Consider the following 25746-nt stretch of genomic DNA (forward strand, 5'->3'; position numbering starts at 1 on the left):
TATTGAGGTTTCATGAAACCTGTACGCGTTACCTGTTCGGAAACATTATTCTTTATGCAAGCTCAAGAGATACCGCTGCAGCTTTAGCTCCTGTGAGCTGGATAAGATCTTGTGGTGCGAGTTTGACAACCAAACCTCGATCACCAGCATTTACGTAGAGCGCTTTGAGGTTCATCAACTCTTTGGCAACGTACACTGGCATTAAATTAAATACGCCTAGAGGACTGGTTCCTCCGGAGACAAATCCAGTTAATTTGGTGGATTTATCCGCATTCATCATACGAGCTTTTTTTCCCATCAATAGGCTGGCAACGTTATCCATGTTAACCTTTTTATGAACAGGTAATACTACACAGACCGGTTGTTTTTTATCGACTTCAATAATCAGTGTTTTCGCAACACTATTTTCATCTTGTCCCATGGACTGGGCTGCTTGAACCCCGATCGATGATCCTTGTGGGTTATATTCATACGTCTCAATAGAGAACGAAATACCACTTTCAGATAAAATATGGCGAATAGCTTGCTGCATATATGACCTTAATTTTTAGGTTAATTATTGTGTGTAAAACACAATAATTATATTTATGTGGTTTTCGTTTTTAATTAAATAAATGTTATAACTTAATGTATACGTTTATTTTTTAAAACAAAGCCATTCAAGGAAGCTTTTATTTAAAGTTAATTATTTAAGAGCTTGCTCCAAAAAACTGTGTGTATTATAAAAACTGTTCATACTTTAAACAAGATGGATTCGTGTTACGAAAGTGTGTTTTTTTGAATTTTAAATGAACATTATCAATTAATTGCAAAGCTATCGCACACAAAAAATATCGAAATAAACACAAAATTTAACACCTCAAAGGCTTCAAAATGTAAAGAGAATGTATTGATGGGGGAGGGGAGTAAGTTTAGGTGTCTTTTGTTAAAGCATCTATTCAGTTATTCTTGCCGATTATTTTTTATCTGGCAATACTAAAATCGTGATAAATATTGTGTTGCTTTTAATTCTAATGTTATTGGAGTGGATTTAAGATATGGAGATGCCATTCTTAGAGCAAAATAGGTCGATATTTAAGCTCTCTCCCGATAAGCCTCTTCAGGCAGAACAAAAAAATTTAAAAAATAGATTAGACGCATTTCTTTGTTCTAATAAAGATAAAAATCATGCTTGTTTTATTATTTATGGCGATGCAGGAACCGGAAAGAGCGTGTTTCTTAACCGAGTGTTTATGGAGCTACAGCAGCACGCAAGAGCAGATAGTCAGCATCCTCTATTTGGCTTAAATAATGCGTTACTGGTCAATCATCCTGAAATGCTCAAAGCATACAAAAATGCGACGGAATCTATACCAACCTTAAAAAAGAAAGATTATGAGCGTCCGACTACCTTCATTAATCAGCATCATAAAACAGGTAACATTGCCGATATTGTTTTCGTTGATGAAGCACATTTGCTTTTGACTGGACCTGATCGCTATAACCACTTTTTTCAAGATAATCATTTAGAAGAGATCATGCAGATAGCTCGTCTTGTGGTACTTGTTTTCGATGAAAAACAGGTGTTAAAAGCTAAAAGTTGCTGGGAGCAAAAGATGCTTAATGAGCTACTTCAAGATTACCCAGTAGAGACGTTTACTCTACAACGTCAATTTCGCATGAATGTAGCCAAGCAGCATGCAGAATGGATTGAACAATTTTGCCAAGGAAAACTGCGACCTATCCCGCTATCCACAGAGCGATTTGAGCTACGCCCTTACAGTAGTGCTCAACAAATGTATGAGGATATTCAGCAGCACAATCAATATCGTGGATTATCAAGAATGCTTGCAACCTACGATTACCCTTACCGGCTTGATGGTCATGATTACTTTATTATTGAAGGTGATTTTTGCCTGCGCTGGGATCGAGCCAAACCGCACGCGAAAGATCCTTGGGCAGAGCGGGAAGATACCATTGAGGAAGTCGGGTCGGTATACACTATTCAGGGGTTTGATCTTAACTACGTAGGACTAATCCTTGGCCCATCAGTGACATGGGATGAGGCTTCTCAGCAGATTGTGTTGCATCCAGATAAGTATGAAGATAAAGCGGCATTTAATGGTTTAGGCGCTAGAGATGATGCTCAGGAGATTAAGCAAAAGCTCATGTGGAATAGTATTAATGTATTAATGACTAGAGCGATTAATGGCTTGTATATTTATGCACACGATCCTGTTTTACGGCAAAAGCTCACTCAGGCAAAGATCCAAGCGGGGTAAGCATGATCTTTTGGTTCGATCAAACGTTATTGTTATTTTCTTCCTCTAACGCGTGTTGAGCCTCAAATTAATAAAAAAGCCGCTTAAATAGTGGTTTTTTTATATACTTATCTTAGGTTGTTTGTTTTAAAATTCATCACCTAAACGACCTTCATTCCGCGTAAGAGAACAGAAAAGGAATTCCATTTTCATGAGGTATACGCCAACTCTTAAGCTAAGTACACGCTTGGTTGCTTTTGTGACGTTAATCGTGATCTGCGCTATGTTCATTCTGTTCGTTGGTGGCGTGCTTTCATTTCAGCGTTTGGGCCAAGAATATATGACCCATTATTTAGAAGGGATTGTTGAAGTTCTTGATAAAGAAATGGAAGATCCTGAAGCTGTGTACTCCATGCAGCGCTGGATGCCGAAAATGTTGCAGGCGAGTAATATTGTTGAGATGCAATTGTCATCCAAATCCGGTGTTATTTATCGTTTTCGAGATACGACGAATAAAGTCGCTGCAGATAGGCTGTACGATTCCACACTCAAACTCAGGCGGCACGACGGATACGAAGTGACATTTAAAGTGATACCTCCGTATAACGGTTATAGCTATTCGTTGGGGGCAATGCTGTCGATCACCTTTGCGGTTGTTTTGATCATAATAGGGTTATTACAGGGATTGAAATGGCTAAAAAATCAATTACTCGGTTCTGAGCTTCTCGAGGAGCGAGGGCGGATGATTTTAGCTGGTCAGGTCGAGCGTTTTGCTGTGGGGGACGAGCGAGAGTGGCCTTATACCGCCAGCGAAGCATTGGATAAACTGATTGAAGAGTTGAAAGATGCTCGACAAGAACGCAGCCGTTTTGACACCTTTATTCGTAGCCAAACTTTCTTAGATCAGCTTACCGGATCTGCAAACCGCGTTCTTTTTGATAATAAATTGGAAGCGGCTCTGCAAGAAAATGGTGCTCATGGCGGAGTTGTCATGTTGCGAATTGACGAAATTGAAGCAGCCAAAGAAGAGAATGATAAGCAGTTGGTTGACGACTTCATTATCAGCGTAGGGCAGTGCTTATCAAATGTCACATCACGCTATCCCGATGTTATTTTGTCACGTTATTACGAATCTATTTTTGCTGTTTTTTTGCCTCATCAGTCATCTAAAGATGTGGCTTACGCAGCTTCGCAATGCCTCAAATTGACTGAGCGAATTATACCGCCAGCACCACTTGATAAAGAGAACTGGTTTCATCTTGGCGTCACGATGTACAACGAAGGTGAGCGCCGGGGACGAATTATCAATGAAGTAGAAACCGCATTGAAAAATGCCCAATTACAAGGTATGAATGCTTGGAGTCGATTTAAGAAGTTATCCAAGCCCCAAGATGAACGTGGCAGTGTTCGCTGGAGAACCTTGTTTGATGAGGCATTAAAGCCCCAGAATATTTTGCTTTATCAACAGCCTTGTTACGTACTAAATAAGAACGACCAGTTAACTAAAGTTCACCAAGAGATTTTTGCCAGAATAGACGATCCGCAACAGGGCATTATTAAAGCGTCGCGCTTTAGTGCTGCTTTAGAAATGGTAGGATATGAAGCAATGATGGACCGTGCGGTATTTGATCGAGTTATCGACTTTCTTCGCGTTAGTACGTCGAAAGAGTGTTTTTCACTCAATATGAATGTAGTCCCTTTTGCGGATAAACGTTTTGTTCGTTGGTTGCGTTTTGAGCTGATGCAAATGCCTTTAGAATGGCGTCAAAGGATCTCTTTTGATTTTTCGGAAGGCCATCTGGTGCAGCATTTGGATTATATGCGCCCAGTTTTAAAAATGATGTCTGCTTTAGGTTATAAGATTGTTGTTGGGCAAGCTGGACGAACAATAGTGAGTACTCACTATCTTAAAGACGTCAAGGTTGATGTGCTTAAACTACATCGTAGCTTGGTGAAGCGCATCGAAAAGCGCCATGAAAATCAGCTATTTGTTCGGAGTATGCTCGGGGTATGTAGTGGTACTGATACGAAAGTAATTGCAGTTGGGGTTGAAGAAGAGTCAGAATGGGCGATGCTCAAAACCCTTGGTGTTGATGGTGTTCAAGGACGTTTTTTCGATGAAGAGCGTCCACTACAACCCGAAAATCAAATGAAGAAACGCAGAGTTGAGTCTGTAGTTAAACCTGGTAGAAGAAATAGATGGCGAACTAAATGATAAGATTGGATGAATTAATAACCAAACTTAAAACAAAAAAAACGAACAAGCAGTCGATCGTTTTTGCTGTGTTTCAGCCTGATGCTATCTATTTTTCATCGAATGATACTCAATTAAGGCTACCTGCCCGTTACCCCTTAAGCGATAAAGGGCTCGCTGTTTCTCTCGCTTCTGCTTTAGCTACGGCTGGCATTCAAAATGTACTAGTGGATGTTATCCTTCACGTAAATCAGTACCAAAGTTTTCAAATTGATAAGCCAGCTATTCCTCAAACAGAATGGCAAGGTGCGTTACCTTTTCTCCTCAAGGATTTGATTAGAGAAAAAGTAACCGATGTTGTCGCAGATGCTTATGAGCTACCGAATAGTAGTAAGATTCAGTCTTATGTTGTGCACAAAAAACTTATTCTAGAATTTCAGCACCATCTCGACCAGCAACACTGTGAATTGCATCGTGTGCTTCCCGAGCAAGAAGTATGGGCTCGAGCTGATTCGGTACAAGAGCTCAGTCATTTCTTGCTACTGCAAAAAAGTGCACAAGGCAGTTTTAAACTTGAAGCCTTCTATCAGCAAAGATGTACGTTCCAAAGAACTCTGCGTGGGATTAGTTCTCCTTTGACGGGGCCTGATAGCTTGCCTTTGCAACTGGATGGACTCGCTCTAGAGTTGCAGCGTTCTGTTGACTATTTGTCAGCTCAGATGAAAGGTATTCCGCTTCACCTACTCAAAATTTGTTGTGATGAAGAGAATAATGAAGAAGTCTCAGCGGCACTGAATGAGCGTCTTAGCGTGAAATCTTCGGTGCTTGATTCAAACTTATCTTCTTCTGGGGTGGTGTTAGCTCAAATTGCCCATAAAGTGCCAACTGATGCAATTAATTTCTATCAGGCACATCTCAAGCCGCAGATTGACCACTTTACCTTAACTAATGTTGTTGCTGGTTGGGGCACTGTATGTGTGATTATGTTGCTGGTAACTGCGTTTTATCAGTATGAGCTATCTCAAAAAAGTAAGCATTTACTCACCTTGCAATCTCAGCAAACAATGTTGATCGCTCAGCGAAATGAGCTCAAAAAACAAGCTGCGAATCATCAACCATCTCCAGAGAAATTGGCCGCGATTAGCCGCTTGAAAAAAGAAATAGATGCTAAAAATACCTCTATAGGCGCTGTTGATAGCATAGAGCAATCAAAGCGGGCGGGGTATTCAGGGATCATGAATGGTCTCGCTAAGTTAGCCAATACTGATATTGCCTTATCTGAGATTGAAATTGATAATAACCAATTAAATATAAAGGGTTTTGCTCGTAGCGCTGCATCAGTGCCTGCTTGGATTTCACGATTTAAGCAAGAACTTCATCTCATTGGGCGTAGTTTCGAAAAATTGAATATTGAGCGTAATGACAAGGGCGTAGTAACATTTGAACTGAAGACGAAGCAGGAGGCTAACCAATGAAAGCGTACTGGCTACGTTGGAATCAGCTTTTTTCTGAGCGCTCCAATAGAGAAAAAATTCTCATAGCACTAGGTGGCTTAGTTGTTTTATTCCTCATTTTACAGATGTTGGTACTAGACCCTGTGCTTGCTAAGGTGACTGTACAGCAGCAGAAAACCCTTAATGTTGTCGCTGACACTCAGAAATTAACCACTGAAATAGCTCAGCTCAAAACCATCTTATCTACCGATCCTAATGCAGAAGTGGATAAACAATTCGCCAGTTTGCAGGTCCAGAGCCAACAGCTTTCGATGAGCATGTCTCAGGTTATGGAGGGGATGGTTTCCCCATCCGATATGGCCAAACTATTAGAAAGTGTATTGCGTAACGGTAATAAGCTCAAACTCATTAGTTTAACCTCGCTACCAGCCAAACCGGTTGGAAAAAGTAAGAGTGGTGTTGATGGTGCTTATTATATTCACCCTGTGCGTATGGAGTTAACTGGTCGCTACTTCGCTATTCGTGATTACCTCGCTGCGCTAGAAAGTTTGCCGATAAAATATTATTGGCATAGCTTTAAATACAGTGTTGAAACTTATCCTCAAGCCCGCATGGTTTTAGTGGTTTATACAATTGGCTCTCGAGAGGAATTTATTGGTGGGTAGGTATTGCAGATTGTTGGCTGTGTTGCTGTTTATTTCTTGGCGTGTAGTGGCAGCTCAGGATCCTACGGAGCCACTGTCTTGGATGAATCCCAGCCAAGAAAAAAAGGTGGTTCGACAACCGTTGCCCACTTTAAATAGCATTATTTGTTCCTCTGGCTGTAGCGCCATTATTAATGGTGAAATAGTCAGTCAAAATGATGTGATTAATGGTTATAAAATCAAAAGCATAAGTGTATCTTCGGTTGTGCTAGTGCGTGACAAGCAAGAATGGACACTTGATTTATACTCACAAGATATCAAGCAATAAGGTACTGGAATCGTATGCGTAGATGGTATTTAGGAACCTTGATCTTGGGGCTGGCTGGCTGTTCTATGGGCCATAGAGACCCCGTTGAGATTAAGCAGGCTCTGAATGAGGCGGTTGAAAGCAGTCAATCAAAGCGTCTGGCTTCTATTCCTGATGAGGTCGCTGCTGATTTAATGCCTGATTCAGGTATTTCAATGCCTTCAGACACACCTAAACAGTTAAAACGATTTCGAATTCAAACCGATGGTGTTGATGCAAAAGCTTTCTTTACCAGCCTAGTCAGAGGTACTGGTTATAGTGTGGCATTGCACCCTGATGTATCCGGAAAAATTACCGTCAACCTATCGGATGTGACTTTGGATGATGTGTTGAACGTCGTTCGAGATCTTTATGGATACGAAATAGAGAAAACAGGTCAAGTTATTCAGGTGTACCCCGCTGGATTGCGTACCGTGACTATTCCAGTTGATTATCTGCAATTTAAACGCATTGGCCGTTCGTTAACGGCGATTAACACGGGAACGATCACTAGTAATACCAACAACTCGAATAGTTCTAATTCCACTTCATCTTCAACGTCGTCGTCTTCCAATTCACTGGCATCTTTACTCAGCTCTGATTCTGGAGATAACAATAACAGTTCTGACGGTTCAACCAATACTTCTTCATTAAGTGGGGGAACTGAAATAGAAACGACCAGTAAAAGTGATTTCTGGGACCAATTACAGAAGGCCATCACTCAACTCGTCGGCTCAGGACGTGGACAAAGTGTGGTGGTATCGCCTCAAGCAGGTGTGATTACCGTCCGTGCTTTTCCTGAGCAAATCCGTGAAATTCGTCGTTTTCTTGGTGTCTCGGAGCAGCGATTGCATCGCCAAGTGATCTTGGAGGCGAAAGTTCTTGAAGTGACATTGAATGATAGCTATCAACAAGGAATTAACTGGTCAAACTTAACCTTGGGTAATAATAAAATTACCTTTGGGGTTGATGGCGTCACTTCATTGCCGGGTATGGATACAATAGGCACTTTGTTAGGCGGGACGACCAGTTTATCTATTTCGGATGGTAGTTTTTCTGGCGTACTCAGTTTTATGTCTACCCAAGGGGATATTAACGTACTTTCTAGTCCAAGAATCACGGCAGCAAATAATCAAAAAGCGGTGATTAAAGTTGGGACAGATGAATATTATGTGACGAATTTAACCAGTACCGTTGGTTCTGGTGATAATGCTCAGTCGGCCCCGGATATCGAGCTAACCCCATTTTTCTCCGGTATTTCTTTAGACGTGACACCTCAGATTGATGACCAAGGTAATGTATTGTTGCACGTGCATCCTGCAGTGATTGATGTGGAAGAAGATTCCAAATCAATTACCTATCAAGACCAAGAGATTGAACTGCCGTTAGCAAAAAGCTCTATTCGTGAATCTGACTCGGTGATTCGTGCCAAGGATGGTGATGTAGTAGTCATTGGTGGTTTGATGAAAACCAGTGTGTCTAAGAAACAGACGAAAGTGCCGCTACTTGGCGATATTCCTGGGTTAGGCCATTTGTTTCGGAGTAAATCGAATGCAACTGAAAAAACGGAGTTAGTGATTTTGCTCAAACCAACAGTGGTTGGTGTAAACACATGGCAAAAGGAATTGGAACGTTCCAGAGACTTATTGCAGCAGTGGCTTCCTGATACTAAGTAGGCTGATGTATTTAGAACATTTTGGTTTCACTCAATTTCCATTTCATCTAACCCCAGATACCTCGTTATTTCTGGGGCTAGCTCCACACTATGAGGCGTTACAAACCGTTAATGCGGCACTCATGATGGGAGAGGGAGTCATTAAGGTTGTTGGTGAAGTTGGCACCGGAAAAACCATGGTGTGCCGGATGCTACTCTCACATTTAGCGGACGCTTTTATTTGCCTTTACTTGCCAAATCCAGCATTGACTGGTCTTGAGTTAAGACAAAATATTGCGCGTGAGTTGCAATTAGGTCAGCCAGATGAAGCGGTGATCTTAGGGGATATTCAAGCTAAGCTCATTGAGTTGCATCAGCAAGGCATGAAAGTCGTGGCAATCGTCGATGAAGCTCAGGCCTTACCTGACGATGCGCTCGAAATGTTACGCCTTATGGGCAATCTTGAAACCGACCAAGATAAGTTGCTGCAATTGGTGTTACTTGGGCAGCCTGAGTTGGATGTTCGCTTGTCTCAACATCATTTAAGGCAATTTCGTCAGAGAATTACGTTTAGCGCCACTTTAAGACCGCTGACGCTGGCTGAGACGATTGCTTATATCGACAACCGTTTAACTAAGTCAGGCGTCAATGTAGAGTTGTTTTCACTGAGTCAAAAAAAAGCTGTGTGGCGAGCGGCAAGAGGAACACCCCGTTTAATTAATCAGATTTGTCACAAAACGCTGTTGCTCTGTTTTAACCAAGAACTAAAAAGTGTAGTTAATTCAATGCTTTTTTCTGCCATTCAAGATACATTTGATGCATGCAAACCCAGATTTAAAACCCCTTGTCTTTGGGGATGGAGTCATTCATGAGCACAGTTAATCAGGCGTTAATGCAATTAGTAAAAAAACGTTCTGGGCCGTTGCAAGACATTCCTCAAGCGACTGTTCCGGAAATAAAGAAACGTCATGGATGGCCTTGGTTTATTGCGGGATTCTCTGTCAGCTTAGCCATTGGTGGTTGGGCTGTGACTTCCAATCACCAGTCTCAGTTATCTACTGATACCCTAGTGCTCCCTGCTCAAGCCAGCGGCGTGACTCATAGCCCTACTCAAAAGGCTGTTGAACTCCAAGCTCAAGTTTATTCGCCAGAAAAAAACGCGCCATCCCAAGCGGTTTCTGCAGTAAGGGGCAGCGCTGAATTGGCGGCAAAGCCTACTCTGCTTGCCAGCGCTTCTCCATCAGAGCCTTCCTCTCAAACCGCAGCGGCTGCGAGTAACAAGGCAAAGCAAAATGTGACCACATTAGTCAATACGCCTCAAGCTATAATTGAACAAGTGGATTTAACCCCCAAACAACTGGCAGAAAATGCGCAAAGCCGGGCATTAAAAGCGTTAGACAGTAATGACTTTGATGCTGCAGTCGATGCTTACGCAGAGGCGCTTCGTTATACACCAAAGGATGAAGAGTTAAGACAGCGCTTAGCCGCACTTTATTACGGTAAAAATGATGTACGCAAGGCGTTTGACTTATTGCAGATTGGCATTGAAATGAACCCCAAAGGTGAGACGCTTCGTATTGCTTTGTCCCGATTGTTGATCAAAGAAAAGCAGTTAACGGCTGCTTTAACTCCGCTGTCACCATTGACAGATGATGCTTCTGTTGAATATCTCTCGTTACGTGCAGCGCTCGCTCAAAAGAATCAGTTTAATGATATAGCTTTAGAAAGTTATCAGGCATTAGTGCAAAAAGAGCCCAATAATGCTCGCTGGTGGTTAGGTTTAGGCATTCAGCAAGAGCGAGCATTTAAATTGGCTCAAGCTAAAACCTCCTATCAAAATGCATTGAGTAAAGTAGGAGTCTCGTCCAGTTCAATTACGTTCATTCAAGACAGATTAAAAACGCTAGACCATTTACAAGGAGGGGAACCTCATGCCAATTAAATTAAGAAAACGTCTTGGTGACTTGTTAGTTGAAGAAGGCATTGTAAGTGAGGAACAGGTTCAACAGGCTCTTAACGCTCAACGTAATACAGGACGTAAACTGGGCGATACTCTGATAGAGCTTGGTTTCATCAGTGAGAAGCAGATGTTAAGCTTTTTGTCTCAACAGCTCAATTTGCCACTCATTGACCTCAATCGAGCTAACGTCGATATTGACGCGGTGCAGTTACTGCCGGAAGTTCATGCTAGGCGTTTGCGTGCTTTAGTTATTGCTCAAAATGGTGATACTTTGCGTATTGCGATGAGCGATCCTGCCGATTTATTTGCGCAAGAATCTCTACTTAACCAATTACCGCAATACAGTTTTGATTTTGTTATTGCTCCTGAAAAACAGTTGGTTGCTGGCTTTGAGCGTTATTATCGCCGTACGAAAGAGATTGCAAGCTTTGCTGAGCAACTCCAAGCCGAACATCAGACTTACGACGTTTTTGATTTCTCAATCGATGCCGATGATGACTCAGATGAAGTTACGGTAGTGAAGCTCATTAACTCGTTGTTTGAAGATGCTATCCAAGTTGGCGCATCAGATATTCACATTGAACCTGATGCTAATTTGCTCCGCTTGCGTCAGCGTATTGATGGCGTGTTGCACGAAACATTACTCAATGAAGTGAGTATTGCTCCAGCGTTAATTCTACGCCTAAAGCTCATGGCTAATCTTGATATTTCTGAAAAGCGCTTGCCGCAAGATGGTCGTTTCCATATCAATGTGAAAGGTCAATCGGTGGATATCCGTATGTCGACTATGCCCGTTCAATATGGCGAATCTGTTGTTATGCGTCTTCTTAATCAGTCGGCAGGGGTAAGAAAACTCGAAGAGTCTGGCATTCCTGATGATCTGCTGGTTCGATTGCGCCGTCAGCTTCATCGTCCGCATGGCATGATTTTGGTAACAGGTCCTACTGGTTCTGGGAAAACCACAACATTATACGGGGCTCTAACGGAGTTAAATGAAGCTGGGAAGAAGATCATTACAGCTGAAGACCCTGTGGAGTATCGTATTTCTCGAGTAAACCAAGTACAAGTTAACTCTAAAATAAATTTAAGCTTTGCTACTCTTTTGCGGACCTTTTTGCGTCAGGACCCTGACATTATCCTAATTGGGGAAATGCGTGACCAAGAAACGGTGGAAATAGGGTTACGAGCTGCGTTAACAGGGCACTTAGTTTTGAGTACCTTGCACACTAACGATGCTGTCGACAGTGCTTTACGTCTTATTGATATGGGGGCGCCTGGATACCTAGTGGCCAGTGCTGTACGAGCGGTTGTGGCTCAGCGTTTGGTTCGTAAGGTGTGTCCAGATTGTAGTGAAACCATTGACACGGATGATGCGCAAAAACAGTGGTTACAGCAACGTTTTCCAAATCAAACGGATGCGGTATTTCGTCATGGGCGTGGTTGTCAAAGTTGCAACTTAACTGGCTATCGAGGCAGGATTGGGGTGTTTGAGATGCTCGAGTTAGAGCAGCATATGATGGATGCATTACGTTCAAATGATGCCGTTGCATTTGCTCAAGCTGCGAGACAAACTGAACAATATAAACCACTGCTGGTTTCGGCTATGGAATTGGCATTAAAAGGAATTGTGAGTTTAGATGAAGTGATGGCATTAGGTGAAGGTGACGCTTCTGGTAACGTACAAGCAATTTATCTCTAAGGACTGACTATGCCTACGTATCGTTATCAAGGGCGCCAAGCAGACGGTTCAAAAACATCGGGTAGCATCGATGCACCAACGCAGGAATTAGCTGCTGAGGCTCTGATGGGGCAAGGTGTGATTCCGACACTCATTACCGAAGGGAAAGAGAATTCTTCTGGATTTAGCTTTGGTGTGGACTTGAGTCAGTTATTCGTGCGTTCAGTGCCTCTTGAGGTGTTGGTGATCTTTTGTCGACAATTGTTTAGTTTAACCAAAGCAGGCGTTCCTTTACTGCGTTCTATGCGTGGCTTAGCGCAAAACTGCCCCAACAAACAACTCAAGCAGGCCCTTGATGAAGTGTGTAATGAGTTAACGAATGGTCGTAGTTTGTCTGCTTCGATGCAAATGCACCCTGCAGTATTTAGCCCACTATTTATTTCTATGGTTAACGTTGGTGAAAATACTGGGCGTTTAGATGAGTCTCTGTTACAACTGGCGATGTATTATGAGCAAGAAGTAGAAACACGTAAGCGGATTAAAACTGCCATGCGCTATCCTTCTTTTGTTCTGTCGTTCATTATGATTGCGATGTTTGTGCTTAACGTAAAAGTGATTCCGCAATTTACCAGTATGTTCAGCCGATTTGGTGTGGAACTGCCCTTACCAACTCGAATTTTGATTGGTATGTCGGACTTTTTTGTTCATTACTGGATGGGAATGCTCGGAGCCATGGTGGGGGCCTTTTTTGCTTTTCGTGCTTGGCTAGGAACGCCTCATGGTCGCGAAACCTGGGATAAATGGCGTTTGCGTATGCCTATTGTTGGCGGCATTGTAAACCGAGCTCAGCTTTCTCGTTTTTCTCGTACTTTTTCTCTAATGTTGAAAGCTGGTGTACCGTTAAATCAATCGTTGGCCTTGTCGGCTGAAGCTCTGCAAAACAAATTCTTAGAAGCTCGCCTATTAGAGATGAAAGCCGAAATTGAAGCGGGTAGTAGTGTGTCTCAAACCGCGACGAACACCAATATCTTTACGCCTTTGGTTCTACAGATGATTGTGGTGGGAGAGGAAACGGGGCGTATTGATGAGCTTCTAATGGAAGTATCTGATTTTTATGATCGGGAAGTCGACTATGATTTAAAAACCCTCACTGCTCGCATTGAACCGATTTTACTAGTGATTGTGGCGGGAATGGTATTGGTACTTGCTCTAGGGATATTTTTACCCATGTGGGGAATGTTGGACGCCATTCGAGGGCGGTAACATGAACGAACGTTTTCGTTTTGTTGTGTGGGCGGTATTGCTGGTGATTTTGGTCTCCACCTTTTTCCGTTACTGGCAAAAAGTACAAGTGGTTGCCGATCAAACCGCGTTCACTCTTGCTGCTGATCGCATGTTAGATAGAGCCAATCAAATTAAGCAACTTTGGATTCTGAAAGGAAAACCCTCTCGGCTAGAGTACGCTGAGCAAACAATATCTTTAAATCGTGATGGTTGGGTCTTTCCAAGCACAGGGAGCAGTATTGACTGTGAGAAAATAATGTCGATTTTGTATCCAAGTGAGACGATTCTCAACTTTGAACCACTTGTGGAAAATTTGAGCGAGAGAGATCGGTTTATATGCAATTTTGAGTATAATGGGCAGCACGCAATCCAAATTATTTGGATGGGAAAACAATTTTTTGTGAAGGTGCTCGAAGAACCCTAGCACATAAAGGGGAGAAGAGTTGTTTTGGTGCATAGTTTGGATGGTTGAGACATGGTGGTTGGGCTAAAGCGAGTAGCGGGTTTTTCACTGATAGAGCTTATTGTTGTGATTGTGGTTGTCGGATTACTTGCTGTTGCCGCTCTGCCTAAATTTATCGATGTAACAGACGAAGCAAAAAAAGCGAGTGTTGAGGGTATCGCTGGTGGTTACGCTACCGCAGTATTATCTGCTCGTTCTCAATGGGAAGCAGAAGCCCGACCAACACAAACGGTTGGTGGGCAGGTGCATAACACCGTAAATTATGATGGTGTCGAATTTTGGTTAACTCGCGCTGAGGACAGTAATGGAAACAGCACGGGCTATCGTGATGGTTATCCTTTCGCAATTAACAGTGGAACGGGAAGCTATCCTTCAACGTTAACGGATGCTGCTTGTATTTCTCTTATGGAGAACTTGTTACAGAACCCTCCCCGAGTTGGGACTGTGACTGCGGCAAACAGTGATTCAGATGTGCAATACTCGGCAGAAGCAAATACTTCTGCTAATACTTGTACTTATGTTCAAAAAGAAGGCGGCTCTGCACATCAGTTCGTTTATGAACTGGAAACCGGTCAAGTAACGGTATCACTGCAGTAGTTGGCGGGTTTTTAATTCAGTCGATGTAGAGAGATACAATATGATGAAAAAACAAGGTGGTTTTACCCTGATCGAATTGGTAGTAGTTATCGTTATCCTAGGTATTCTAGCGGTGACAGCTGCTCCTAAGTTCCTTAACTTGCAGGATGATGCGAAAAAATCTGCACTGCAAGGTTTAAAAGGGGCAATGGATGGCGCGGCTGGTATCGTCTACGGCAAAGCTGCTGTTGAAGGTAAGGATAGCGTCACCACATCTACTCCCTTAAATAACAGTAATATTACCGTTATTTATGGCTATCCTACAGCAACGTCTGCTGGGATCGGTGCATCAGTAACAGGTCTAACATCTGACTGGACTGCTTATCCTGACACAAGTACTTCTCCTGCAAGCTTTGTTGCGACATTCAGCAGTTCAAGTATTACTAGTGCATCAGGTGTGACTGGTACCAATTGCTATGTTAAATATGAACAGGCTACTAGTGCAGCTGCCGCTTCTACATCTGTCGAAGACTCAGGTTGCTAATTTTACGTAGCTAATCTCGTATGAGAAAGTCAAACCCAGCTCAATCTGGTTTTACTCTGGTTGAGCTAGTGGTTGTTATTATTTTGGTCTCCATCGTATCGCTTGCCGCCTACTCCCGATACATGGGGACCTCTGGTTTTTCTGTTTTTACTGCGCAAGAGCAGGCTATTTCGGTGATTCGTCAGGTGCAAATTAACCGAATGCAATCCAATCTTACTTCACCATTAAGCAATACTCATTACGTGTTGGCAATTTCGAACAGTTGTCTAGGTTCTGTTGCTGGATGTGCTAGCGGCAGTGGCGAACAACGTAGTGATGTTGTCCGTGAAGAGGGCATTACCTTTTCTACTTCTCCTAATGTGAATACAGTTGCTTTTGACCTGCTTGGCAACCCACTCGATAGCGCTGCAAGTGGTGTCACTATCACCATACGTTCCAATGCTAACACGGTGCAAATGTGCATTAACTCTCAAGGCTATGTTAGCAAAGGGGGGTGTGCATGAAGTCACCTAACGGTTTTACGTTAATAGAAAGTATTATGGCCATGATCTTGATTGGCTTTGCCATGGTGACATTAACCAGCTTTCTTTATCCCCAAGTTGAACGATCTGCTACTCCTCATTACCAAATGCGCGCGTCTCACTTACAGCAAAGTATTATGAGTCGTATTCTATCGCGTGCCTTTGATGAACAGAGTGATGAACAAGGTGGACAATACCGTTGTGGAGAGAATGATTTACAAGGGCAACCGACTACCTGCACTTTGCCTGCAAACTTGGGTAAAGATAGTAATGAAAGTGTTGACTCATTTAATGATGTGGATGATTACATTGGTTGTTGGTGGACTGACAGTGTCAGTGATTGTGGGTCAACGCCAGTGGCTGGAAGATTGAGTGATTTATTAGACATGTCATCAGCCAGTGAATACGCCCACTTTACCGTGTTTATCAATGTCCGATACGTTGATAGTAGCGGTAATGCAAGTTCGATAATTACGGATTTAAAACGCATTAGCTTAACGGTTGATGCTGGGAATTATGGCTCTTATCCATTAGTTGCCTTTCGAGGGAATTACTGATGCCTTCCTCTCGTGGTTTTACGCTGATAGAAATGATCGTGACCATCGTTGTTGGTTCGATTTTAGTGCTGGGCATTGCAGGGTTTCTTGAATTAGGAATGAAAGGGTATACCGATACGGTAGCAAGGCAACGGATTCAGACCCAAGCACAATTTGTACTGGAAAAAATGACACGTGAACTCCGCCATGCAGTTCCCAATAGTATTGCAGTGACTTCCTCGTCGCAGCAGCAATGCGTGTCATTTTATCCTGTCGAATACGCCGGTTTTTACGCTATAGATGAAGCAACGCAAACATTGGAGTTTTTGGTGAGAGGGGGCGATAACAATGGTGATGGCACAGCCGATGAGCCAACTCAATACGATGATCTCAAGCTCATTATAAATCCAAGTCGCCAACAAGATTTTACCGATAGTGCCTTCTACTTTACGTTGTCAGGTCCAGACACCTCTGTCTCATTACTTAGTGATCATTCATTGGTGAGTGGCTCGATCGCAAACAGAGCTTATTTATACAAAGATTCAGTGGCTTACTGTTTAAACTTTGCCACCCAAGCTATCACTCGTAATGGCACTCAAGTCGGTGATAGTGTCAGCTCTGGGACTTTTAGCTATGAGGCGCCAACACTACAACGAGGCGGCGTAGTGAGGCTATCGTTAACCTTAAGTCAAAATGGCGAGCAAAGCCGTTTTGAGCAAGATGTGCAGGTGCTCAATGTTCCCTAGACGAAAGAAACAAGCAGGTAACCTCTACATTGTTGCTATATTTGTCATTGTGGTGATGGGCTTCCTTGCTGCTGCAATAACCCGCATGGATTGGTCAAATCAAGATTCACTTTCTCGTGAGTTGCTAGGGACCAAAGCGTGGTTTGCGGCTAATTCGGTGAACGAGAAGGCGTTAACATTCCTCTATCCGTTAAATGCGACCAGCAGTGCAGTGTCTAGTGCTTGTGGCGTGTGGGGGGACAATTTGGCATCGGATGTGATGGCAAGTTACAGTCAATGCCATGTCGAAACCACCTGTAAAAACGAAGGAACATTAGAGTTAAGTCATAAAACTTATTATCGAATTGAAAGCGCGGTAACCTGCGGTAGCGATCAATTTGAAGTTCAGCGGGTGCAGGATGTTTGGGTTAAGGAATAAAGCATGAAGACAGTTAGGCGACTCTCTCTTTTGTGTTTGACGCTATTTATTTTCTTTAGTGGGGCGGCCCAAGCATTTAGTTTTACGGCGTTTCAATGTCAGCAGTTAAGGTCCGATAGACCTTTTTCGCTGCACTTCAGTGTATTTAGAATCCCAGGACTTTTTTCCGATAGTACTGTAGGGGTGAATCGTGGTTTGTGGATTCCACATACTATGTGGAGCAGTAATCCACTAACAATTGCAGACTTTCGAGATGTGACTCTAGAGTATGGGCAGGAACATCAAATTTGGTTGAAGTATGAGCCTATCCGTTCACGGTTTCCCTTTTTAGGTGGTTATAGGCCTAGTGGGGTATTGAGCTATTACCGCTTAATCAATAATGTTTGGGTTCAAATTGGAGAGACCAAAGAGGTGCGGCTTGAGGGGGTATTGTCTACTCGTCTTAGCGTCTATGGTATTAATATTCATGCTCTTAGATGCAGTGATGGCGCTACTTCTCCTCCAACTCAAGTGGAATTTGTTCGACCTCAAATATGCGATTTATTTCCGGAACCTGCTCAAAGTTGGATTACCCAAGATAACACTAGCTATGCAGACTTTCCTCGTAGTCATCTGAATGTGACGAATAATAGTGTCAGAATCAATGGTTGGTCTAAAGCCTATAAAGAAAACAACACGATAGACATTAATGCTGATAGAGGGAACGCTAGCTGGAAAGCGCTTCGAGTTGGTTTTGATTCAACTGATAATAATTGGATGGCATGGAACCGAAATGGTGTAAAAGTTTGTGATTCTATGGGGTGCTACCCGGGTAATGATGATGGCAAGATAAATGAAAGAAAAGTGGGGGCTCCACCACTATTGCCAGTCATTATCAATGAACCAACAAAAGATTTGTCTCTGGTTGATTCAAATTCTTATGATTCTCGGTTTTATGAAAATGCCTGTGACTTACAGCCCGATCAAAATTCGTTGTGTACCTACAATCCACAGCGTTCTGATGATGGCTACATCGATATTTATATCATCAAAGATATCCGAAAATTAGAACTGCTCAAATATGGCAACAATCCGATTCGCGTACATTTTAGTAATGGTGTGTATGTTGACCAATTAAATATAACTAATGAAGTTGCGCTCTATTTTGATGCAAACACAACCATTGCCTTTAGGCAGTTCACTTCTGCAACCAACATTCATATGTATTTTGAGTCTGGTGCGTGGGTCAACATTTATGGTAATGCGCAAGGTGATGATTTTTCGCTTAACAATGCAGTGGATTTTCACTACATCAATGAAGATAGCAATGGTTATCAATATCCCGTTATTTATGGCCCTACTGCGCAATTTCACCTAAAGAGTAAATTATTTAAAGGTTATTTACTGGCTAAAAACGTAATTCTAGATACGACCATCACTATTCAAGGTGCGGTGACAGCAAATTACTTATTAATGGTTGAAGCAGCGCGGATTGAGCCTCTGCCTGGAGGGAATCGATGTGGTGCGCCGATTGATGAGGATAACTACACGTTACAGATTTCTCCCAGCGAGGACTATGCACTTATTTGTAAGCTGCAAGACATTACATTTCAGGTGCTCGATCAAGATGGCTCTCCAGCGACAGATTTCTCTGGGACTATCGATGTGACATCAAGTTCAGGTAATTTTGCCCTTGTTGATGATTATGGTTCAGGGAGCAATGGAACGTATCAGCCGAATGCACAAGGAGTGCTAAAACTGAATTTAAGCGTCACTAATTCTCGCAATCAGGACGTAACCGTTTCTGCCTATCTTTCTACCCAAACGGATACATCCGATACCGTTTCTGGAACCTACCATTTTGTTCCTTATCAATTCAGTGCTGATGATTCGTATGTGATTGCCAGCCAACCTACAGAGGTCAGTCTTAAAGTAGAAGCGTGTGATGATAAAGGCAATGCCGTGGATGTTGGCTATGCTGGCACACCGAGTTACACATCGACTTGGGTTGCTCCTACCAGTGGTGTTGGCAGTTTAACCTTGGACAATAGAACATTTAGTGCGGGCAATGCTACGGCAACGCTGACCATGGAAGACTCAGGCATCAAAACCGTAACACTGGAAGACAGTTCGTTTAATTGTTCTGCACAAGGCAGTGATTGCCCCATCAGAGGCAATGGTACGTTAAAAGGCAGTTTCACCGTTTACTCTCGCCCTTGGACATTTGCAATTTGTCCTTCTGGATCGAATCAGATGAACGGCAATATTACGGATGAAAGGAGTGCCGGATTTACCTCCGCAGGTTCATCATTTGCACTGCTAGTGAAGCCGATTCGATGGCAGAGCGATGGCAGTACGTCGGGAGAGATTGCCAGTGCTGCTTATTGTAACGCAGCTGTAACGCAAAACTTCTTCTCGACCAATAGCCCGCTTACTGCAACGGTAGAGTTGACTCACAGTGTGGCTCAGCCTGCTGGCGGTACTGATGGTGTATTGAAGAGTGGTACAAGTACCAGTGTCACGCTGCCTAATAGCGGTGTTTCAAATGGATACTATAATTTTGCTGACTTAACGTGGAGTGAAGTGGGCGTTCTGCGTGTTAAGGCCAATACTCTGCGAGATGCTAATGGCGTTCCCGCCCCTTATCTACGTAGTGATCTCTCCATTCAAACAGGGTATCGAGATATTGGTCGTTTCTATCCCGCTTATTTAGCGATTACTAGTAACAATTGGAATTACGCTAGTGGTCACACTGGGTTTGCCTATATGGCGCAGCCCATTAGCTATGGTTTTACTGTGGAAGCGAAAAACTTAAGTGGGCAAGCGACAACCAATTACAGTCAGTTTACTAATGACTTAAAAGCGAACATTCGTTTGGTCGCCGTGGATACGAGTAACGATAACGAAGATATGAGCAGTCGCGTGGCTGACTATAATGATCATTTTTGGTCTGGAGCTGATTGGAATTCTGGCGCTGACTTGACCGTAAACCACAGTTTTACTTTTGCTCGGTTGGAGACTAGGCAAAGCCCGTTGACGACCAAACCAGATGGCCCATTTACTTCAGGGTTCGGTTTGCAAGTAACGACTAGACCAGATGGTGTTGATTTTAAAGATAATCAATTAACACATCAGGTGAATAACGTGTTAGTTAGTACTGATAAAGCGTTTCCTGAACAGCCTGATGTGCGTTATGGCCGATTAGCCTTTTCTGATGTCGGGGGGAACTCAATTGCGAGAGTGAATGTCCCATTAACGGCGCAATATTGGAACGGTAGCCAATTTGTCACTAACGACAATGACTCAGGTAGCCTACTTTCTATAGATGCGGACAAGGTATGTAAATCGACTATCTGGCCGAGTCCAACACAGACATCTAGCTCGCAACTCACAGGAATCACTGGTAATGTGGCGGTAAGCTCTGGCCAAAATCATCAAATTTATGCACAGCCGGATTCTGACTCTTCACTACGGGAACAAGTGCGTTTTTGGATGCGCATAAACGAAAACTCCCCTCAAGTGAATGAGCAAAATGTTGATTGTGGTAGTGCTTATCTTGACCAGCCGTGGCTACAATTTAATTGGCGTAACAACGGCGATGAAGATCCTTCTGCTGTTGTTACCTTTGGGGTTTATCGGGGAAATGACCGGGTGATTTATCGCGGAGAACCGAGAATCAATAACTAATATTGGTCCACATTTTCGGGACCGAAGTTAGGAATTTGTTAGAAATTACTTGTTTCGCTCTATGTTTATGCACCAATACCTTGCTGTGATGGCGAGGCGTTGGTACATTTAGAGCAATTTTTTATCTTCTTAATTCTTGCAGGACGAGCGAAGAATATGTTCAAAAAACTTCGTGGCATGTTTTCAAATGACCTATCTATCGATTTAGGTACTGCCAACACTCTTATTTATGTTAAAGGACAGGGCATTGTCCTTGATGAGCCCTCTGTGGTCGCTATTCGCCAAGACAAAGGTCGTGGTGGAAAAACTGTGGCAGCGGTCGGTCATGCAGCAAAACAAATGCTAGGACGTACACCAGGCAACATTTCTGCTATTCGTCCAATGAAAGATGGCGTAATCGCTGACTTTTACGTTACCGAAAAAATGCTTCAGCACTTTATTCGTCAAGTGCATGACAACAGCATTTTGAAACCTAGTCCTCGCGTTTTAGTGTGTGTTCCTTGTGGTTCTACTCAAGTTGAGCGTCGTGCAATTCGTGAGTCTGCTCTAGGTGCTGGTGCTCGTGAAGTGTATTTGATTGATGAACCAATGGCGGCTGCGATTGGTGCTGGTCTGCGCGTTTCTGAACCAACAGGTTCAATGGTGGTCGATATCGGTGGTGGTACGACTGAAGTTGCGGTTATTTCATTGAATGGTGTGGTTTACTCTTCATCTGTTCGTATTGGCGGTGACCGCTTTGATGAAGCGATTATCAACTACGTTCGTCGTAACTACGGCAGCTTGATTGGTGAAGCGACAGCAGAAAAAATCAAACACGAAATTGGTTCAGCGTACCCTGGCGATGAAGTTCAGGAAATTGAAGTACGCGGTCGTAACCTTGCTGAAGGTGTGCCACGTAGCTTTACGCTAAACTCAAATGAAATTCTTGAAGCTCTTCAAGAGCCATTAACCGGTATTGTTTCCGCTGTGATGGTCGCTTTAGAGCAGTGTCCACCAGAATTGGCTTCTGATATTTCAGAAAACGGTATGGTTCTGACGGGGGGCGGTGCGCTATTGAAAGATCTTGATCGTTTGCTTACTGAAGAAACAGGTATTCCTGTGGTTATCGCTGAAGATCCACTAACTTGTGTTGCTCGTGGTGGCGGTAAAGCTCTCGAAATGATCGACATGCATGGCGGCGATCTCTTTAGCGAAGAGTAATGGCTTAGCAGGAGTTTCATACGTAGGAAACTCCTGAATCAACTCTGGGATTGTTAAGATGAAGCCTATATTTGGTCAAGGACCATCTCTTCAGCTACGTCTATTCTTCGCTGTCATTGTATCAGCCAGTCTTATGCTGGCTGATAGCCGTTTAGATGCTTTTTCTAATGTGCGTTTTTTGCTTAATAGCTTAGTGGCGCCAATTCAGTATGCTGCGGATTTACCTCGTACCATGTTTGATGGTTTTTACGAGAGAATTAGTTCGCATCAAGATCTGCTCGAATCCAATCGAAGCTTGAAACAGGAAGTATTAACCCTGAAAAGTGACTTGATCTTATTAGATCAATATCGTGAGGAAAATAAACGCCTACGTAAGCTGTTAGGATCGACGTTTGTCCGAGATGAAAAGAAAGTCGTAACGGAAGTGATGGCCGTGGATACTTCTCACTATCGTCACCAAGTGGTGATCGATAAGGGCAGTTTAGATGGCGTATATGAAGGTCAGCCAGTAATCAACGAAAAGGGGATTGTTGGGCAGGTGACCTTTGTTGCTGCACATAACAGCCGCGTCTTGCTACTGATTGACCCCAATAATGCTATTCCGGTGCAGAACATCCGTAATGATATTCGTGTGATTGCTTCTGGTAATGGACAAAGCGATGAGATTCAGCTCGAACACATTCCAACTAGTGCTGACTTGCAAGTTGGAGATATGTTGGTGACTTCGGGGTTGGGCGGTGTTTATCCAGAAGGTTATCCTGTTGCTTACATCACAAATGTTGACAAAGATACCCGTCGTGAATTTGCCTCAATCAAAGCAAAACCAGTGGTCGATTTTGATCGGTTACGCTATTTGTTGTTGATTTGGCCAAACGAAGATCGTCAGCAAAAGGCAATGCAAGCAGATATTAAGCAAATGCAAGAAGAGGATAAGAGTGACGACGCTAAGTAATGAATGGAAAGGCCGCTGGGTTATTTGGGGCTCTTTCTTATGTGCCTTGATCTTTCAAACGATCCCTTGGCCTGGCTCGCTCGACCTTATAAGACCCTCTTGGCTTCTGCTCGTTACCTGTTATTGGGTACTAGCGCTTCCGCATCGTGTTAATGTGGGAACGGCGTTAGTACTTGGGTTGCTATGGGATCTACTGCTTGGTTCAACGCTAGGGATTCGGGGCATGATGATGTCGATTATCATCTATGTCGTGGCGATGAACTTCCTTGTATTAAGGAACATGGCGCTATGGCAGCAAGCGGTTGTGATTGGTTTGCTGACAATGGCTCTGGAATTTATGATTTTCTTAGGTGAGTATCTCATCCAAGATGTTGATTTTAATCCAATGTCGTTATGGAGCGGAGTGATCAGTTGTGTGCTTTGGCCTTGGATGTTTTTGCTACTGAGACGAGTTAGAAGACATTGGCATTTAAAATGAATTCATTTCCTCTTGTTTTGGCGTCTGGGTCTCCAAGGCGCCGTGAATTATTGACGCAATTAGGCTATACCTTTGACATTGTCGTTTCGGATGTTGAAGAGGTGCGCCACAGTGATGAAACGCCGGCTCAGTATGTGGAGCGTTTGTCTCGCGATAAAGCGCGTGCTGGCATGAAGCTTGTCAGTGAAGGTTCTGTGGTTATTGGCTCTGATACCATAGTGGTTAAAGGCGATACCGTATTAGAGAAACCACATGATTTTGCTGAGGCGAAATCGATGTTGGCGCTCTTATCGGGAGATGTGCATCAAGTGATGACGGCGGTTACCGTTGCATGTGGTTCACATTATGAATCAGCGGTGGTTGTTACTGATGTGTGGTTTAAAACCTTATCCGATGATGAAATTGAACACTATTGGCAGACTGGTGAGCCACAGGATAAAGCCGGTAGCTATGGAATACAGGGGATCGGTGGCCGGTTCGTAACAAGAATAGAAGGTAGCTATTATGCAGTCGTGGGGTTACCTTTATATGAAACAGATCAATTAATAAAACAAATCACCCATTCGAAAAGTCGCTAAATCAGCGGCTTTGTTATACGTCAATACATGAGACTTATTGCCATGTTATGACGTAGTTCTTTATTTACCAAATCATACAGCCTTCGCGTTATCAGTCATGAACATGATTTGGCCTAGTTGACTTATTTGAGGTTTGCCATGTGTGCAGAATTGCTTTTAAACGTTACACCGAGCGAGACTCGGGTGGCGATGATTGAAGGGGGAGTCCTTCAAGAGATCCACGTTGAACGTGAAGCGAAGCGCGGCATTGTTGGCAATATTTATAAAGGTAAAGTGAGCCGCGTATTGCCTGGTATGCAGGCAGCCTTTGTCGATATTGGCTTGGATAAAGCTGCATTTCTTCACGCCTCTGATATTGTGCCACATACTGAATGTGTGGCTGAAAACGAAAAACAACAGTTTCAGGTACGAGATATTTCTGAATTGGTGCGCCAAGGTCAAGACATTGTGGTGCAAGTGGTTAAAGATCCTCTTGGTACAAAAGGGGCCCGTTTAACCACGGATATTACTCTACCGTCCCGTTATCTAGTCTATATGCCTGGAGCAAGTCATGTGGGCGTATCACAGCGTATTGAGAGCGAAAAAGAGCGTGACCGTTTAAAAGCGGTGGTAGCACAATATTGTGATGAGCATGGTGGCTTTATTATTCGTACTGCAGCGGAAGCTGCGAATGAAAAAGAGCTGGATCAAGACGCTGCATTTCTGAAACGTCTCTGGACTAAAGTGATGGAGCGCCGGGCCAAATACAAGACTCGCTCTACACTCTATGGCGAGCCAGGCTTAGCGCAACGGATTTTACGTGATTTCGTTGCGACCGATATCACTAAAATTCTGGTCGACTCTCGTCAGGAGTTCGAAAATCTGAAAGAGTTCACATCAGAGTTCGTTCCTGAATTGACGGACAAGCTAGAACTGTACGAAGGTGATAAGCCTATCTTTGATATGTACGATACTGAAAATGAAATTCAACGTGCATTGGAGCGTAAGGTGGAGTTGAAGTCTGGCGGCTATTTGATTATCGATCAAACGGAAGCGATGACCACTATCGACATCAATACCGGAGCATTTGTTGGACGAAGAAATTTGGAAGAAACCATTTTCAATACCAACATCGAAGCAACTCAAGCGATAGCTCGTCAGTTACGTTTGCGTAATTTAGGCGGTATCATCATTATCGACTTTATCGATATGGCATCTGATGAGCATCGTAAGCGAGTGCTAACGTCACTAGATGCAGCGCTGAGCAACGATCGAGTCAAAACCAACATCAATGGTTTTACTCATCTTGGTTTGGTTGAGATGACTCGTAAACGTACACGAGAAAGTATTGAACATGTTCTCTGTTCTACTTGTCCAACTTGTGAAGGACGTGGTTCGGTAAAAACTGTCGAAAGCGTATGTTTTGAAATTCTTCGTGAAATTACACGAGTGAACAGAGCTTATGATGCCGACAAGTTTGTGGTTTACGCGGCTCCCGCGGTGGCAGATACCTTGCAAGGGGATGAATCGCATTCACTTGCAGAACTCGAAGTGTTTATTGGTAAAGAAGTTCGCATTCAAGCAGAACCTCTCTATATCCAAGAGCAGTTTGATGTAGTTATGATGTAATAGGAC

The 25746-nt window shown here is 43.2% G+C and carries 24 protein-coding genes; 23 read left to right on the forward strand and 1 reads right to left on the reverse strand.

Annotation, left to right across the window (positions count from 1 at the left end):
• Positions 1-52: 52 nt before the first annotated feature.
• Positions 53-532, reverse strand: coding sequence for a YbaK/EbsC family protein (locus JCM16456_RS01735; protein ID WP_068711819.1), 480 nt, complete (start codon positions 530-532; stop codon positions 53-55).
• 505 nt (positions 533-1037) lie between these two features.
• On the opposite strand from JCM16456_RS01735, the gene JCM16456_RS01740 reads away from it, so the two are divergent.
• From JCM16456_RS01740 to rng, 23 genes are all read left to right on the forward strand, one after another.
• Positions 1038-2261, forward strand: a complete 1224-nt coding sequence (locus tag JCM16456_RS01740) for a DUF2075 domain-containing protein (RefSeq protein ID WP_068711821.1) — start codon at positions 1038-1040, stop codon at positions 2259-2261.
• 190 nt (positions 2262-2451) lie between these two features.
• On the forward strand, positions 2452-4455 hold the full coding sequence (gene csrD, locus JCM16456_RS01745) for an RNase E specificity factor CsrD (protein ID WP_068711823.1): 2004 nt from the start codon (positions 2452-2454) through the stop codon (positions 4453-4455).
• Positions 4456-4523: 68 nt separating this feature from the next.
• Positions 4524-5909, forward strand: coding sequence for a PilN domain-containing protein (locus tag JCM16456_RS01750; protein WP_231894413.1), 1386 nt, complete (start codon positions 4524-4526; stop codon positions 5907-5909).
• A complete protein-coding gene (gene gspM, locus JCM16456_RS01755) occupies positions 5906-6553 on the forward strand; it encodes a type II secretion system protein GspM (protein WP_068711825.1) in 648 nt (215 codons plus the stop codon). Before JCM16456_RS01750 ends, gspM begins: the two co-directional genes overlap by 4 nt.
• A gap of 10 nt (positions 6554-6563) precedes the next feature.
• On the forward strand, positions 6564-6860 hold the full coding sequence (locus JCM16456_RS01760) for a hypothetical protein (protein ID WP_068711827.1): 297 nt from the start codon (positions 6564-6566) through the stop codon (positions 6858-6860).
• Positions 6861-6874: 14 nt separating this feature from the next.
• A complete protein-coding gene (gene mshL, locus JCM16456_RS01765) occupies positions 6875-8554 on the forward strand; it encodes a pilus (MSHA type) biogenesis protein MshL (protein WP_068711829.1) in 1680 nt (559 codons plus the stop codon).
• A 4-nt stretch (positions 8555-8558) separates the two neighbouring features.
• On the forward strand, positions 8559-9404 hold the full coding sequence (locus JCM16456_RS01770; RefSeq protein WP_068711831.1) for an ExeA family protein: 846 nt from the start codon (positions 8559-8561) through the stop codon (positions 9402-9404).
• A complete protein-coding gene (locus JCM16456_RS01775; RefSeq protein WP_068711833.1) occupies positions 9401-10474 on the forward strand; it encodes a tetratricopeptide repeat protein in 1074 nt (357 codons plus the stop codon). The genes JCM16456_RS01770 and JCM16456_RS01775 overlap by 4 nt, the downstream gene beginning before the upstream one ends.
• The gene (locus tag JCM16456_RS01780) at positions 10464-12191 is read left to right on the forward strand and encodes a GspE/PulE family protein (protein WP_068711835.1); all 1728 of its coding nucleotides are present in this window, start codon (positions 10464-10466) and stop codon (positions 12189-12191) included. The genes JCM16456_RS01775 and JCM16456_RS01780 overlap by 11 nt, the downstream gene beginning before the upstream one ends.
• A gap of 9 nt (positions 12192-12200) precedes the next feature.
• Positions 12201-13433, forward strand: a complete 1233-nt coding sequence (locus JCM16456_RS01785; RefSeq protein WP_068711837.1) for a type II secretion system F family protein — start codon at positions 12201-12203, stop codon at positions 13431-13433.
• 1 nt (position 13434) lies between these two features.
• Positions 13435-13878, forward strand: a complete 444-nt coding sequence (locus JCM16456_RS01790; RefSeq protein ID WP_068711839.1) for a hypothetical protein — start codon at positions 13435-13437, stop codon at positions 13876-13878.
• Positions 13879-13929: 51 nt separating this feature from the next.
• Entirely contained in the window at positions 13930-14514 is a 585-nt protein-coding gene (locus JCM16456_RS01795; protein ID WP_068711841.1) for a prepilin-type N-terminal cleavage/methylation domain-containing protein, read from the forward strand.
• A gap of 43 nt (positions 14515-14557) precedes the next feature.
• A complete protein-coding gene (locus tag JCM16456_RS01800; RefSeq protein ID WP_068715841.1) occupies positions 14558-15037 on the forward strand; it encodes a type II secretion system protein in 480 nt (159 codons plus the stop codon).
• A 20-nt stretch (positions 15038-15057) separates the two neighbouring features.
• On the forward strand, positions 15058-15540 hold the full coding sequence (locus tag JCM16456_RS01805) for a prepilin-type N-terminal cleavage/methylation domain-containing protein (RefSeq protein ID WP_068711843.1): 483 nt from the start codon (positions 15058-15060) through the stop codon (positions 15538-15540).
• On the forward strand, positions 15537-16115 hold the full coding sequence (locus JCM16456_RS01810) for a type IV pilus modification PilV family protein (protein WP_068711844.1): 579 nt from the start codon (positions 15537-15539) through the stop codon (positions 16113-16115). Before JCM16456_RS01805 ends, JCM16456_RS01810 begins: the two co-directional genes overlap by 4 nt.
• The gene (locus JCM16456_RS01815; RefSeq protein ID WP_068711846.1) at positions 16115-16840 is read left to right on the forward strand and encodes a PilW family protein; all 726 of its coding nucleotides are present in this window, start codon (positions 16115-16117) and stop codon (positions 16838-16840) included. Before JCM16456_RS01810 ends, JCM16456_RS01815 begins: the two co-directional genes overlap by 1 nt.
• Entirely contained in the window at positions 16830-17258 is a 429-nt protein-coding gene (locus JCM16456_RS01820) for an MSHA biogenesis protein MshP (protein ID WP_068711848.1), read from the forward strand. The genes JCM16456_RS01815 and JCM16456_RS01820 overlap by 11 nt, the downstream gene beginning before the upstream one ends.
• A 3-nt stretch (positions 17259-17261) precedes the next feature.
• Positions 17262-20924 (forward strand): DUF6701 domain-containing protein, encoded by a 3663-nt coding sequence (locus JCM16456_RS01825; RefSeq protein ID WP_156430425.1) that lies wholly within the window; start codon positions 17262-17264, stop codon positions 20922-20924.
• Between the two features lie 156 nt (positions 20925-21080).
• Positions 21081-22124 (forward strand): rod shape-determining protein, encoded by a 1044-nt coding sequence (locus JCM16456_RS01830; protein ID WP_068711852.1) that lies wholly within the window; start codon positions 21081-21083, stop codon positions 22122-22124.
• Between the two features lie 58 nt (positions 22125-22182).
• Positions 22183-23076 (forward strand): rod shape-determining protein MreC, encoded by an 894-nt coding sequence (gene mreC, locus JCM16456_RS01835; protein WP_068711854.1) that lies wholly within the window; start codon positions 22183-22185, stop codon positions 23074-23076.
• On the forward strand, positions 23060-23554 hold the full coding sequence (mreD, locus tag JCM16456_RS01840; protein WP_068711856.1) for a rod shape-determining protein MreD: 495 nt from the start codon (positions 23060-23062) through the stop codon (positions 23552-23554). Before mreC ends, mreD begins: the two co-directional genes overlap by 17 nt.
• The gene (locus tag JCM16456_RS01845) at positions 23551-24132 is read left to right on the forward strand and encodes a Maf family protein (protein ID WP_068711857.1); all 582 of its coding nucleotides are present in this window, start codon (positions 23551-23553) and stop codon (positions 24130-24132) included. Before mreD ends, JCM16456_RS01845 begins: the two co-directional genes overlap by 4 nt.
• Before the next feature lie 138 nt (positions 24133-24270).
• Positions 24271-25740 carry a ribonuclease G gene (rng, locus tag JCM16456_RS01850; RefSeq protein WP_068711862.1) on the forward strand — a complete coding sequence of 490 codons (1470 nt, stop codon included), beginning with the start codon at positions 24271-24273 and terminating at the stop codon, positions 25738-25740.
• The last annotated feature ends 6 nt before the right edge of the window (positions 25741-25746 follow it).

The organism is Vibrio tritonius (assembly GCF_001547935.1).
Taxonomy (GTDB): Bacteria; Pseudomonadota; Gammaproteobacteria; order Enterobacterales; family Vibrionaceae; genus Vibrio; species Vibrio tritonius.